This is a genomic window from Mesorhizobium sp. B1-1-8, from assembly GCF_006442795.2.
In the GTDB taxonomy this organism is placed as follows: Bacteria; Pseudomonadota; Alphaproteobacteria; order Rhizobiales; family Rhizobiaceae; genus Mesorhizobium.
The window spans coordinates 2037698-2050484 of the sequence record NZ_CP083956.1; the positions used below are offsets into that span (position 1 = coordinate 2037698).

Here is a 12787-nt window from a genome sequence, read left to right on the forward strand (position 1 = left end):
ATACCAGAAGGGCAGGATCGCCGGGTCTCCCTTGCTGGGATCGTTTTCTGTCGGTTGCGCCGTTGCGGGATACCGCCCCGTGAGCACCAGCCGATTAGCCCCGCGATATCACTAGGTCAAGTCGCACGGCCAGCCGGGAGGCGGCGCACGCGCGAGGCGCGAGCAGCCGCAATATCAGGTGTTGAACTTGAACAGCATGACGTCGCCGTCCTGGACGACATACTCCTTGCCTTCGTCGCGCGCCTTGCCGGCTTCCTTGGCCGCCACTTCCCCGCCCAGGGTGACGAAGTCGTTATAGGCGATGGTCTGGGCACGGATGAAGCCGCGCTCGAAATCGGTGTGGATGACGCCGGCCGCCTGTGGCGCCCTGGCGCCCTTGTGGACGGTCCAGGCGCGCGTCTCCTTCGGCCCGGCGGTGAAATAGGTGATCAGCTGCAGAAGCTCGTAGCCGGCGCGGATGACCTTGTTGAGGCCCGGCTCGTCGAGCCCGAGCGAGGACAGGAATTCCATCTCCTCCTCATCGCTGAGCTGTGCGACCTCGGCCTCGATCGCCGCCGAGATGACGACGGTGCGGGCGCCTTGCGCGGCGGCCATCTTTTCCACCGCCTTGGTGTGCTCGTTGCCGGTGGCGGCGTCGGCCTCGGCGACGTTGCAGACATAGAGCACCGGATGCGAGGTCAGAAGGTTCAGCCCCTGCAGGATGCGCAGGTCCTCGGCCGAGATGCCGTTGAGCAGCATGCGCGTCGGTTTGCCGGCCTGCAGCAATTCGAGCGCCGCCTCCATCATCGGCAGCACGGTCGTCGCTTCCTTGTCCTTGCCGGCGGCGCGCTTCCTGATCTGCGCGATGCGGCGCTCGAGGCTTTCGAGGTCGGCGAGCATCAGCTCGGTCTCGACGGTCTCGGCGTCGGCGACGGGATCGATGCGGCCTTCGACATGGGTGATGTCGTCATCCTCGAAGCAGCGCAGCACATGCACGATGGCGTCGACCTCGCGGATATTGGCGAGGAACTGGTTGCCCAGACCTTCGCCCTTGGAGGCGCCGCGCACCAGGCCGGCGATGTCGACGAAGGAGATGCGGGTCGGGATGATCTCCTTCGACTTGGCGACCGCCGCGATCTTCTGCAGGCGCGGGTCAGGCACCGCCACCTCACCGGTGTTCGGCTCGATGGTGCAGAACGGATAGTTGGCGGCCTGCGCCGCCGCCGTCCTGGTCAACGCGTTGAACAGCGTCGACTTGCCGACGTTGGGCAAGCCAACGATGCCACATTTGAAACCCATTTTTCGTCCGGTCCTGTCGGGAATTCGAATTAACGAGGGCTATGGGCGATAGGGGTAACGATCGTCAAGCCCTCGGCGCGATCGTTTCGACGCTCAGTCTTTTCCGAACAGCTTCTTCAGCATCGCGGCCATCGGGCCGGTTTCGGGCAGCTTGGCCGGCGCCTGCTGCGGGCGTGCCTGGCGGATGTGGCTTTGCGCCTTCGGCGCCTTGGGCGGTGGGCGGTCATCGTCGCCGGTCGGCACGAGCTTGTCGCGCAGGGCGAGCGTGATGCGGTTCATGAAGGTGCTGTCATCGCCCTTGGCCAGCAGCCCGGCGTCATCGGCGATCGCGCCCAGCAACACATCGAGCCACTCACGGTCGGCCTTGGCGAAGTCGCCGAGGACATGGCCGTGCACCATCTCCTTGACGCCCGGATGGCCGACGCCGATGCGTACGCGGCGATAGGCATTGCCGACATGCTGGTCGAGCGAGCGGATGCCGTTGTGGCCGCCTGCACCGCCGCCGATCTTGATCCTGACCTTGCCGGCGGGAAGGTCGATCTCGTCGTAGAAGACGGTAAGCGCCGATGGATCGAGCTTGTAGAAGCGCAGCGCCTCGCCGACCGACTGGCCGGACAGGTTCATGAAGGTCTGCGGCTTGATCAGCAGGATCTTCTGGCCGCCGAGCGAGCCGTCCGAAATCAGCCCCTGGAATTTTCTCGACCAGGGCGAAAAGGAATGGCGGCGGGCAATCGCGTCCGCCGCCATGAAGCCGACATTGTGCCGGTTGTTCTCATATTTCGCACCCGGATTGCCGAGGCCTGCAAAGACAAGCATTGTCTTTTCCGGCATCGTCGCCTCCGGGTGCGGAAGAAATTACTTCTCTTCGGCGGCCGGGGCCGCTTCTTCGGGCGCTTCCGCTTCCGCTGTTTCTTCGGTCTCCGGCCTCATCGCCGAGGAGCCGGCAATGGTCGCGATGGTGAAGTCGCGGTCGGAGATCACCGGCTTGACGCCGGCCGGCAGTTTGACCGCCGAGATATGGATCGAGTCACCGATATCGGTGCCGGTGAGATCGACGGTGATGAATTCCGGGATCGCATTGGCCGGGCAGTGGAACTCGACTTCGTGGCGAACGATGTTGAGCACGCCGCCGCGTTTGATGCCGGGCGACCTGTCCTCGTTGATGAAGTGGACAGGCACGTCGACATTGACCTCGGTGTCCTTGCCGATGCGCAGGAAGTCGACATGGACCGGGAAGTCCTTGACCGGGTCGAGCTGGAAGTCTTTCGGCAGGACCTGGATCTTGCTGCCGCCGACATCGATCGTGGCGACCGTGGTCAGAAAGCCGCCGCCATGGATCTTGTAGTAGAGATCCTTGTAGTTGAGGGCGATCGCCAGGGGAGGCTGCTTGTCGCCGTAGATAACTGCAGGCACTTTACCGTCACGGCGAACTGCACGGGCGGACCCCTTACCGACCTGTTCGCGCGCTTCGGCCTTGAGCTCGTAAGTATCGTGGCTCATGGCATTTCCTTTCGCGTGTTGTGGAGCGTTCGCGTCGGGCACAGGCCCGGCCACAAACGTCGAAAGCCGTCATGGCCTTGCATGGCCTTTCCAAATGCGTTTGGCTGTCCAAATGCTTTGGGATCATGCGAGGCCCAGCCGGCCTTCCTCCGCGTTGCCTCCAAGGGTGTCTACGCGGGTGGCGGCTCTATAGCGGAAGGTGACGGCAGGCGCAAGCGGTTGGCCGGCGGTCTTTGGACGGCGAGCTATGCGTCGAGCCCATGTGCTCGGTTATGCAGGAACGGACGAATTTCAATCGGCCGCCAAGCGTCAATAAGCGAGTCGCGCCCGCCTTGATGATCGGCTAGGTACTGGAACCGCTGCCGACTATCAACTAGCTGGCAGCCCGGTCGCCGCTCAGAGCGTTGCGAAGGGCCTGGACCTGCCGGTTGAGGGCATCGAGCTCGGCCAACGTCATGCCCGAGCGCTCGATCAGGGTCTCGTTCAGGCAGTTGCAGCGGACAAGCAGCTTGCGGCCGGCGGCGGTCAGGTCGACCTGCACCTGGCGCTCGTCGATCTGGCTGCGCTGGCGGGTCACCAGCCCGGCCTGCTCCATTCGCTTCACCAGCGGCGTCACCGTGCTCGATTCCAAAGCGAGCCGGTGCGCGATGGTGCCGACCGACATGCCGTCAGCCTCACCCAGCGCGTTGAGCACGAGATACTGCGGATAGGTGATGCCCATCTCGTCCAGCATCGGCTTGTAGGTACGATTGATTGTCATGCTGGTGGCGTAAAGGGTGAAACACAGCTGATTGTCCAAGGGAAGAGGCACGGCGCATTCCTTTTGCCGACTGAGCATCGATTATGTACCACGGAAAATGTTATCGTGATACATTTTTTCATAGACAACCCCTTCCGCTCGCGTTACGCATATCATTATCGCGATATTGTTTATCGCGAAAATAATAGGAGATGGAGATGACTGAAGCTTCGCAATCCAAGACCGGCTCGGGCAGCGGCACGATCACCACCGAGGACGGAACGCAGATCTTCTACAAGGACTGGGGAACCGGTCAGCCGATCGTTTTCCACCACGGCTGGCCCTTGAGCAGCGACGATTGGGACGCCCAGATGCTGTTCTTCCTGGCACAGGGCTACCGTGTCATCGCCCATGACCGTCGCGGCCATGGCCGTTCGACGCAGACCGACATCGGCAACGAGATGGACACCTATGCTGCCGACGTCGCCGCGCTCGCTGCGCATCTCGACCTCAAGAACGCCATCCATGTCGGCCATTCGACCGGTGGCGGGGAAGTGGCGCGTTATGTCGCCCGGTATGGTTCAGGCGGCCGCGTCGCCAAGGCAGTGCTGATCGGCGCGGTGCCGCCGATCATGCTCAAGACGCCGGCCAATCCGGGCGGTCTGCCGATCGACGTGTTCGACGGCTTCCGCTCCGCCCAGGCGGCCAATCGCGCCCAGTTCTTCCGCGATGTCCCTGCCGGTCCATTCTATGGCTTCAACCGTCCGGACGCGAAAGTCTCGCAAGGCGTCATCGACAATTGGTGGCGCCAGGGCATGATGGGCGGCACCAAGGCGCACTATGATTGCATCAAGGCCTTCTCGGAAACCGACTTCACCGAGGACCTCAAGAAGATCGAGGTGCCGGTGCTGGTCATGCATGGTGACGATGACCAGATCGTGCCGATCGCCGACTCGGCGCTGCTTTCGATCAAGCTGCTCAAGAAGGGCGAGCTCAAAGTCTACAAAGGCTATCCGCACGGCATGGCCACGACCCACGCCGACGTCATCAACGCCGACCTGCTGGCCTTCTTCAAGGCCTAGAGTCGTCCTAGCTGGATAGACAAGGCACCCGCCGTCAGGCAGGTGCCTTTTTTATGTCGCAACCAACGCTGGCCTATCAGCTCGCGGCCTGGAGCTTTTTTGCGTCCTTCATATTCGGCAGGAACACCGTCAGCAGGCCGAGCAGCGGCAGGTACGAGCAGACCTGGAAGACGAAGTCGATGCCTTTCATGTCGGCGATGACGCCGAGCACCGCGGCGGCGATGCCGCCCATGCCGAAGGCGAAGCCGAAGAAGATGCCGGCTATCGTGCCGACGCGGCCGGGCACCAGCTCCTGCGCAAATACGACGATGTTGGAGAAGGCCGACGACAGGATCAGGCCGATGATGACGGTGAGCACCATCGTCCATTCCAGATTGGCGTAGGGCAGCGCCAGCGTGAACGGCAGCACGCCGACGATCGAGAACCAGATCATCGCCTTCTGTCCGTAACGGTCGCCGAACGGCCCGCCGAGCAGGATGCCAAGCGCAGACGCGCCGAGGAACAGGAACAGCATGACCTGGCTCGTCTGCACCGAAACGCCGAACTTATGGATGGCATAGAAGGTGAAATAGCTGGAAAGCGAGGCGATGTAGGCATTCTTGGTCAGCACCAGCAATGTCAGCACCGCCAGCGCCCACATCACTTTGCGGCGCGGAAAGGGCGAGACGAAACTGGAGGTCTTCCGGTTCGCCTGCGTGGCACGCAAGCGGCTGTACCAGCCGCCGACCTGCCACAACACGACAATGCCGATCAGCGAACCGGCAGCGAACCAGGAAATGCTTGTCTGGCCGAACGGCACGACGATGAAGGCAGCCAGCAGCGGACCCATCGACTGGCCGAAATTGCCGCCGACCTGGAACAGCGACTGCGCCAGGCCGAAGCGGCCGCCGGAGGCGAAGCGGGCGATGCGCGAGGATTCCGGATGGAAGATCGCCGAGCCGATGCCGATCAGCGAAGCGCCGATCAAAAGCAGGGTATAATGGCCGGCATAGGCGAGCACGACCAGGCCGACCAGCGACGAGGCCATGCCCCAAGGCAGGGAATAGGGCATCGGCCGCTTGTCCGTGACCGCACCGATCACCGGCTGCAGCAGCGAGGCCGTCACCTGGAAGGTGAAGGTCAAAAGGCCGATCTGCCAGAAATCGAGACCGTAGTTCTCTTTCAGCAACGGATAGATGGCCGACAGAAGCGACTGCATGATGTCGTTGATGCAATGGCAAAAGCTCACCGCAAGAATGACGGTGAAGGCCGTCGCTTGCGCCGAGGTGTGGCTCGCCGTCGCTGGCGTGGCGACGGAGGTGGCAGTCGTATCGGTCAAGGCAATGCTCCGAGGTCTTTTTGGCGGCAAGCCGCAGGCAGCCTTATAGGATGCTTGCCGGGCGACTTCTTTCGTGGTTTGGTCCAATAGTTTCGCAAATGGGCCACATCCAATGCCGCACGGCCGGGAAATCTTCAGGGGAAACGTCGCCGAGCTCGGACGGCTGCATGAGAGTCGCTGGCAATGGCTGGAGGAGGCTGTCGGACCGGCGGTGGCGCTGCCGACCGAATATCCCGACGGCTACCATGTGCCGCTGCATCGGCACAGCCGTAGCCAGTTGCTGCATGCGCTGGTCGGCGTTGTGCTGGTGACGACGAAGCACGGCCGCTGGATGGTGCCTCCGGATCATGCGATGTGGATCCCGGCCGGCATCGAGCATTCCGTCGAGATGCTCGGCGATGTCTCGATGCGCTCGGTCTATGTCATGCCGGATGCCATAGCCGGCCTGCCGGAAGGCCTGCGCGTCGTCGGCATCACCGAACTGATGCACAGCCTGATCGTGGAATCGGAAAAGCTGCCGCAGGGCGGTAGGCTGGAAGGGCGCGACGGACTAATCATGAGTCTGTTGCTGCACGAGATCCCCAACCTGCCGGAACGGCCGCTCGGCCTGCCTTTTCCGTCGGATCCGAAGCTGGCGGCGCTCTGCCGGCGCTTCGTGGCGGCTCCTTCGCCGCATGCGACGATCGACGAATGGGCGGATGCCGCGGGGATGAGCCGTCGCTCCTTCACCCGCGCCTTCCACCGCCAGACCGGGCTGTCGCTCTCGACATGGCGCCAGCAGGCATGTCTGTTCGCGGCGCTGCCACGGCTGGCCGATGGCGAGCCGATCACCAGGGTGGCGCTCGACCTCGGCTATGACAGCGTGCCGGCCTTCATCACCATGTTCAAGCGCATGCTCGGCACCTCGCCGCGCGGCTATATGCGCGGCGCCCGCGAGGCGGCGAGGGCATCTTGATGGCCCGGCTCGGGCCGGGAAAAAGCGTCGCTTTAATCGAAAAGGCTGGAGACCGACTCCTCGGTGGCGGTGCGCGAGATCGCCTCGCCCATCAGGTCGCCGATGGAGATGACGCGGATGTTGGGGGCGTCGAGCACGGCCTGGGTCGGCTGGATGGAATCGGTCAGCACCAGTTCCTGCAGCTTCGAGCCGCAAATGCGGGCGACAGCGCCGCCCGACAGCACGCCGTGCGTGATGTAGGCGGTGACGCTGGTGGCGCCGTTGGCAAGCAGCGCATCGGCGGCATTGCAGAGCGTGCCGCCGGAATCGACGATGTCGTCGATCAAAAGGCAATCCTTGCCGGCCACGGCGCCGATGATGTTCATGACCTCGGATTCGCCGGGGCGCTCGCGACGCTTGTCGACGATGGCCAGCTGGGCGTCGAAGCGCTTGGCCAGCGCGCGGGCCCGCACCACGCCGCCGATGTCGGGCGACACGACGACGACATTGGCGAGCTGCTTGTACTTCGCTTTCACGTCGCGGGCCATCACCGGCACCGAAAACAGATTGTCGGTCGGGATGTCGAAGAAGCCCTGGATCTGCCCGGCATGGAGATCGAGCGTCAGCACGCGGTCGGCGCCGGCGCGGGCAATCATGTTGGCGACGAGCTTGGCCGAGATCGGCGTGCGGCCGGAGGCGCGGCGGTCCTGCCTGGCGTAGCCGAAATAGGGAATGACCGCGGTGATGCGCTTGGCCGAGGAGCGCATGAAGGCGTCGATCATGATGAGCAATTCCATCAGATGATCGTTGGTCGGGTAAGAGGTCGACTGCAGGATGAAGACATCCTCGCCGCGCACGTTTTCCTGGATTTCGACGAAGATTTCCTGATCGGCGAAGCGCCTGACGCTGGCCTTACCGAGCGGGATGTTGAGATAGCGAGCGACCGCTTCGGCCAGCACCCTGTTGGAATTGCCCGCAAAAAGCTTCATGCACCGTTCCTGGTGAAGGATGGAGAGACCGGACAGACTCTCAAGAGCCTTTGATGCGGGCTTTTAGCGGCCCGCGCCGGTATTGCAAGCCTCGTGATCGGGAATCCTTCAGCCAGCCGCAACAAACGCTCTCGCCATCGCAAGCCGGCAACAGGTTTTTTCAGTTATTTGCCTTGTCGCAATTCCGGACGGAAAACCGCTAAACACTTTTCCTGGAATTGCTTCAGCCGCCGCTGCCGAGCCAGGCGGCAAACTGGTCGATCGTCTGGTCGGCGATCGCCTGCATCGTCGCCGGCGCCACCGCCGGCCAGCCCTCGCTGCTGCCGACGGAAGGCGCCTTCTGCTGGCCGTTGATGCGATGCAGCCGGTTGCCCGCGGGGTCGTAGACGTCCCAGACATAGATGACGGTCGTGTCCTTGCCTTCCGACATGGTCGAGAAATAGCCCTTCATCACATGTGTCGGTGTCTGGTCGGTGCTGCCGACGAGAGTCAGGCCGCGCTGCTTGGCGCGCGTCTGCAATTCCGCCGTCAAGGGTGCTGCGACTTCCACCGAGGCGCCGACGATCGGCGCTACCTGCAGCCGGGTCCTAGCAAGGGCCGCAGTCTGGGCCGGCGTCGCCGGCGCTGAAGCTGCCGTTGTCGAGACCGGCGAAGTCGTGGTCGGGGACGTGACAGCCGACGTGCCCTGGGCAGCCGGCAATTGCTGAGCCGAACTCGCCGGCGGCTTGATCGCCGAAGGGTCGAGGACATCCTTGGTGTTGGTGCAGGCGGCAAGCGCCAGCGCGGCAAACAATGACACGCTCGTCACCTGCGATCGTCTCATTTGCCCGAAAACTCCCTGGCGGCGAACGCCCCCGCGCGAACCTGCCATTATGGATTCACTGTACGATCAAGTCGAGATCATGGCGCGACAGCGGCTTGGGCTGCGATTCCGTGGTGAGGTAAGTGCGGCCAAGCGTCATCGCCGTCTCGGTTTCGGAATCCATGATGATCATATGTGCGAACAGCGTCATGTTGGGCGCGATCGGCTCCGGATTGCCCTGGTAGAACATCGGCATATCCATCCAGGACGGTGTGAAGCGGGCGCCGACCGAATAGCCGCAGGCGTTCAGCCGGTGCTTGGTGAGATTGTGCGCTTCGAGCGTGCGGGCATGCGCATCGAAGACGTCGCCGAAAGTGTTGCCGGGCGTCATCGCCTTCTCGACCGCAAGCAGGGCGGCGCGGGAGGCATCGAACAGTTCCTGGTGACGTTTCGACACCTTGCCGGTCAAAACGGTGCGCATCATCGGCGCATGATAATGATGGAAGACGCCGGCCCATTCGAGCGTCAGCTGGTCGTTCTTGGTGAGCTTGCGGCGTCCCGCCTTGTAGCGGCAGAGCAAGGCATCGGCGCCGGAACCGATGATGTATTCATTTGCGGGATAATCGCCGCCGCCGGCAAAGACCGCGCCTTGCATGGCCGCCAGGATCAGCCCTTCGTCGCCGCCCTGCTTGATCAGCGGCAGCGCCGCATCGAGCGCGTCGTCGGCGAGATTTGCGGCCTTTTCCGCCTTGGCGATCTCGGCCGGACTCTTGAACAGGCGCAGCCGCCCGACGATCCCCGACGCATCGGCGATCTGGCCGAAAGTCTGCAACTGCTCGTCGAGACGGCGGCCGTTGTAGGCGGTCAGGCCGTGGGTATCGTATTCGACGCCGATGCGGGCGCCGAGCAGGTCAAGGTCGTTGAGCAGATTGCGCAGGTCGATCGCCGGATTGGCGCCCTGGCGGTCGGTCCACAGCACGATGTTGTCGATGGTCGAGGTGTGGCGTGCTTGTCTGAGATCAGCGGAGCGGGTGAGCAGCACCATCGAGCCGTCGGCCTTCACCACCAGGCACTGGAAGAAGCAGAAGCCGAACGTGTCGTATCCCGTCAGCCAGTACATGCTCTCCTGCGCAAACAAAAGCACGGCGTCGAGCTTCTTCTCGGCCATTTCGATCAGCAGCCGGTCGCGCCGTGCGTCGAATTCCGAACGTTCGAAATGCAACGCCATTATTCTTTCTCCAAAACGATTGCCGAGACCTGCCGCCCGTAATCCGCTTCCTTGCGGTGGGTGGTGCGTCGGTAGGAATAGAAAAGATCTTCTTCCGCGTAAGTGCAGCGGCCGAGCCCCTCGGCCGTCACGCCGGCCTTGCGCAGCCGGTCGACCGTATATTGGTTGAGGTCGAACATCGAGTGGCCGGTGTTCACCGACGGCCTGAAATAACGCGCATTGCCGGCGTCGGCGTCGATAAAGCGGGCGAGGAACTCCGGCCCGACCTCGTAATTGTCGGGTCCGATCGAGGGGCCGAGCACGGCGACGATGCGGTCGCGGCGGGCGCCGAGGCCTTCCATGGCTGCAATGGTGTTCTCGAGCACGCCGGTGAAGGCACCCTTCCAGCCGGCATGCGCGGCGCCGATGACGCGCGCCTCGGCATCGGCGAACAGCACCGGTCCGCAATCGGCCGTCGAGGCGCCGACGGCGATCCCCGCACGGTCGGTGACGATGGCATCGGCCCTGGGGCGAGGCGTCGGGAAAGGCTCGTTGGCGATAACGACATCGGGGGAGTGGATCTGGTTCGCGGTGAGCAGATGATCCGCAGGAACCCCCATCCAGGCGGCGACGCGGCGGCGGTTCTCGGTCACCAGCGCCTGATCGTCGTTCGAGCCGGTGCCGATGTTAAGCCCCTGGTAGATGCCGCCGGAGACGCCGCCGACGCGGGTGAAATAGCCGTGGCGAATGCCTTGCGCCTTCTCCAGGAGAGGCGAGCGGACCGGATCGGGTTTGGTCTGATTCAGCATGGCTGGGTTTGTCGTCCGCGCGGGGCGGGTTCGTCAAGGCGGTTCGGGGCGAGTTCGGGCAAGTGGCCGGACCAGCTTGCACGGAGCGGCGGGCGATGTCAGGTCTTTTTCGCCGCCGGCAGGATCTTCAGCACCTTGAAGAGCTGACCCATGGCGGCGGGGCCGGCAAGGCGTTCGACGGCGTCGGAGATAACTTGCCGTGTCTTAGCGTCTGCGCCCGCGCCCAATGAGCCGGCGCGCTCGAGCAGACCCATGTCGAGCAGGAATTCGCCCTGCATGGTCAGTTCCACGCCCAGCCCATGCGCGAGCACGGCTGCGGCGAGAGCGGCGAAATCGACATGAGCGGTGAGGTCGGCTTCGCCGGGATTGGCCAGCACATCCTCGTGATCGTGCCTGCGCAGGGCCTGCAACGTGTCGCCCACGCCCGGCCGCAAATAGCCATAGTCGATGAACAGGCCTGCGCCGCCAGGCCTGGCGATACGTTCGGCAATTGCGGACATCAGCGCCGTGCGGGCCGGCGCTATCTCGGCGATCGCGCCTTGCGGGGCATCGGCCGCGTCGGCCGGCAGCAGCGCAGAATCGACGGAGCCGGCGCCGGCGAAGAAAGCGAGCCTGTCGTTGTCGTCGAGGCCGACCACCCGTTCGCGCCAGCCCTCGCCGGCGCGAATGAATTGGCGGATCGGCACGGCGTCGAACAACTCGTTGCCGACGACAAAGAGCGGCTGTTGCGGCAGCGTGTCAATGGTCTGATGCCAGTGCGGCTTCACGTCCTGGCCGGCAAGCGTTTGTTTCTGGATGTCCGTCAGGCGCGGGCTGGTCTCGATCATGGCAAAGGATGCGCCGGCGGTGAGCGCCGGGTCGAGGCGCTGGAAAGTCCGCAGCATGTCCTTCATCAGCGTGCCGCGGCCGGGGCCGATCTCGGCGATGGTGACCGGAAGCGGGCTGCCCGCATCCTGCCAGGCCTGGTAGAGCCAGACAGCGACAAGTTCGCCGAACATCTGGCTGATCTCCGGCGCCGTGACGAAGTCGCCGGCGGCGCCGAACGGCTCGCGCGTCGTATAATACCCATGCTCTGGATCGAACAGGCAGAGCGCCATGTATTCGCTGACGGGGATCGGCCCCACCGCGCCGATCAGGTCGACGATGCGGTCCTTGAGCCGGGTCATGCGGCCTGTGGCTGCGTCACCGGCTTTGCCGTGGCCATCGCCCAGATGCCGGCGAGCACCATCGGCGAAGACAGGATCATGCCCATGGTCAGCCAGCCGCCGAACAGATAGCCGAGCTGGTGGTCGGGCTCGCGGAAGAACTCGACGAAGATGCGCGACAGGCCATAGCCGCAGATGAAGGCGCCGCCGACGAAGCGCGGCGTCTTCAGCTTGAGGCGCGAATGGGTGAGAAAGCGCAGCACCAGGAACAGCACGAGGCCTTCGAGCAGCGCCTCATAGAGCTGGCTGGGATGGCGCGGATCCATGCCGGCGGGACAATTCCCCAGCGCCTGCTGGATCCGATCGTTGCAGAAGACGACGCCCCACGGCATGTCGGTCGGCCTGCCCCAGAGCTCGGCATTGACGAAATTGGCGACGCGCACCAGGCCGAGGCCGACCGGCACGCCGGCCGCGACCACGTCGAACAGCGTCCAGGTGTGTATGCCGCGCTTGAGCGAAAACAGGGTCATGCCCAGGATGACGCCGAGCAGGCCGCCATGGAAGGACATGCCGCCTTGCCAGACGGCGAAGATATCGAGCGGGTGCGCGATATAGCGCGGCAAGTCATAGAACAGGATGTAACCGATGCGTCCGCCGAGCACCACGCCGGCCGCCGCCCAGACGATGAAATCGTCGAGATCCTCGGGCTTCATCGGCAGATTGCCGTCCGGCCAGAGCTTCGGATTGGTGACGAGCCGCCTGGCATACCACCAGGCAAACAGAATGCCGATGATGTAGCCGATCCCGTACCAGTGCACCGCCAGCGGCCCGATATGGACGAGGACCGGGTCTATGTTGGGAAAAGACAGGGAGGCCAGCGGCAGCAGGAAATGTTCGCTCAACAGGATCTCCCAGGCGCGGTCATGTTCGGGCGCGGACCATGCGGCAGGGTTTTGGCAGGGTCAAGGCAGGTTTAGCGCCCAG

Annotated in this window: 13 protein-coding genes; 2 read left to right on the forward strand and 11 right to left on the reverse strand. The window is 63.8% G+C overall.

The annotated features are described in order from the left end of the window. Window positions 1-174: 174 nt before the first annotated feature. The 4 genes from ychF to FJ974_RS09985 form a co-directional block, all read right to left on the reverse strand. Entirely contained in the window at window positions 175-1278 is a 1104-nt protein-coding gene (gene ychF / locus FJ974_RS09970; protein ID WP_140537200.1) for a redox-regulated ATPase YchF, read from the reverse strand. A gap of 93 nt (window positions 1279-1371) precedes the next feature. Then, the gene (gene pth / locus FJ974_RS09975; protein WP_140537324.1) at window positions 1372-2094 is read right to left on the reverse strand and encodes an aminoacyl-tRNA hydrolase; all 723 of its coding nucleotides are present in this window, start codon (window positions 2092-2094) and stop codon (window positions 1372-1374) included. Window positions 2095-2133: 39 nt separating this feature from the next. Next, window positions 2134-2778, reverse strand: coding sequence for a 50S ribosomal protein L25/general stress protein Ctc (locus FJ974_RS09980; protein ID WP_140537202.1), 645 nt, complete (start codon window positions 2776-2778; stop codon window positions 2134-2136). A 373-nt stretch (window positions 2779-3151) separates the two neighbouring features. Beyond that, window positions 3152-3589 (reverse strand): MarR family winged helix-turn-helix transcriptional regulator, encoded by a 438-nt coding sequence (locus tag FJ974_RS09985; protein WP_140537204.1) that lies wholly within the window; start codon window positions 3587-3589, stop codon window positions 3152-3154. 146 nt (window positions 3590-3735) lie between these two features. On the opposite strand from FJ974_RS09985, the gene FJ974_RS09990 reads away from it, so the two are divergent. After that, entirely contained in the window at window positions 3736-4599 is an 864-nt protein-coding gene (locus tag FJ974_RS09990; protein WP_140537206.1) for an alpha/beta fold hydrolase, read from the forward strand. Between the two features lie 76 nt (window positions 4600-4675). Here FJ974_RS09990 and FJ974_RS09995 read toward each other — a convergent pair whose 3' ends face one another. Then, entirely contained in the window at window positions 4676-5917 is a 1242-nt protein-coding gene (locus tag FJ974_RS09995) for an MFS transporter (protein ID WP_181177247.1), read from the reverse strand. A gap of 112 nt (window positions 5918-6029) precedes the next feature. Here FJ974_RS09995 and FJ974_RS10000 point away from each other — a divergent pair, with 112 nt between their 5' ends. Then, the gene (locus tag FJ974_RS10000) at window positions 6030-6872 is read left to right on the forward strand and encodes an AraC family transcriptional regulator (protein ID WP_140537209.1); all 843 of its coding nucleotides are present in this window, start codon (window positions 6030-6032) and stop codon (window positions 6870-6872) included. A 32-nt stretch (window positions 6873-6904) separates the two neighbouring features. Here the strand turns inward: FJ974_RS10000 and FJ974_RS10005 are convergent, their stop codons facing one another. The 6 genes from FJ974_RS10005 to lgt form a co-directional block, all read right to left on the reverse strand. Then, on the reverse strand, window positions 6905-7840 hold the full coding sequence (locus FJ974_RS10005) for a ribose-phosphate pyrophosphokinase (RefSeq protein ID WP_140537210.1): 936 nt from the start codon (window positions 7838-7840) through the stop codon (window positions 6905-6907). 223 nt (window positions 7841-8063) lie between these two features. Further along, a complete protein-coding gene (locus FJ974_RS10010; protein ID WP_140537212.1) occupies window positions 8064-8663 on the reverse strand; it encodes a hypothetical protein in 600 nt (199 codons plus the stop codon). 55 nt (window positions 8664-8718) lie between these two features. Beyond that, entirely contained in the window at window positions 8719-9870 is a 1152-nt protein-coding gene (locus FJ974_RS10015) for a M24 family metallopeptidase (RefSeq protein ID WP_140537213.1), read from the reverse strand. Beyond that, a complete protein-coding gene (pgeF, locus tag FJ974_RS10020) occupies window positions 9870-10658 on the reverse strand; it encodes a peptidoglycan editing factor PgeF (RefSeq protein WP_140537215.1) in 789 nt (262 codons plus the stop codon). The genes FJ974_RS10015 and pgeF overlap by 1 nt, the downstream gene beginning before the upstream one ends. Window positions 10659-10756: 98 nt before the next feature. Continuing rightward, window positions 10757-11824, reverse strand: a complete 1068-nt coding sequence (locus tag FJ974_RS10025) for a class I SAM-dependent methyltransferase (RefSeq protein WP_140537216.1) — start codon at window positions 11822-11824, stop codon at window positions 10757-10759. Continuing rightward, window positions 11821-12705 (reverse strand): prolipoprotein diacylglyceryl transferase, encoded by an 885-nt coding sequence (lgt, locus tag FJ974_RS10030; RefSeq protein ID WP_140537218.1) that lies wholly within the window; start codon window positions 12703-12705, stop codon window positions 11821-11823. The genes FJ974_RS10025 and lgt overlap by 4 nt, the downstream gene beginning before the upstream one ends. Between the last annotated feature and the right edge of the window lie 82 nt (window positions 12706-12787).

What these genes read in the sequence shown, in the direction of transcription:
- ychF (WP_140537200.1), bottom strand. Translation starts at nt 1,278, where the DNA reads ATGGGTTTCAAATGTGGCATCGTTGGCTTGCCCAACGTCGGCAAGTCG.
- pth (WP_140537324.1), bottom strand. Translation starts at nt 2,094, where the DNA reads ATGCTTGTCTTTGCAGGCCTCGGCAATCCGGGTGCGAAATATGAGAAC.
- FJ974_RS09980 (WP_140537202.1), bottom strand. Translation starts at nt 2,778, where the DNA reads ATGAGCCACGATACTTACGAGCTCAAGGCCGAAGCGCGCGAACAGGTC.
- FJ974_RS09990 (WP_140537206.1), top strand. Translation starts at nt 3,736, where the DNA reads ATGACTGAAGCTTCGCAATCCAAGACCGGCTCGGGCAGCGGCACGATC.
- FJ974_RS10000 (WP_140537209.1), top strand. Translation starts at nt 6,030, where the DNA reads ATGCCGCACGGCCGGGAAATCTTCAGGGGAAACGTCGCCGAGCTCGGA.
- FJ974_RS10005 (WP_140537210.1), bottom strand. Translation starts at nt 7,840, where the DNA reads ATGAAGCTTTTTGCGGGCAATTCCAACAGGGTGCTGGCCGAAGCGGTC.
- FJ974_RS10010 (WP_140537212.1), bottom strand. Translation starts at nt 8,663, where the DNA reads ATGAGACGATCGCAGGTGACGAGCGTGTCATTGTTTGCCGCGCTGGCG.
- FJ974_RS10015 (WP_140537213.1), bottom strand. Translation starts at nt 9,870, where the DNA reads ATGGCGTTGCATTTCGAACGTTCGGAATTCGACGCACGGCGCGACCGG.
- pgeF (WP_140537215.1), bottom strand. Translation starts at nt 10,658, where the DNA reads ATGCTGAATCAGACCAAACCCGATCCGGTCCGCTCGCCTCTCCTGGAG.
- FJ974_RS10025 (WP_140537216.1), bottom strand. Translation starts at nt 11,824, where the DNA reads ATGACCCGGCTCAAGGACCGCATCGTCGACCTGATCGGCGCGGTGGGG.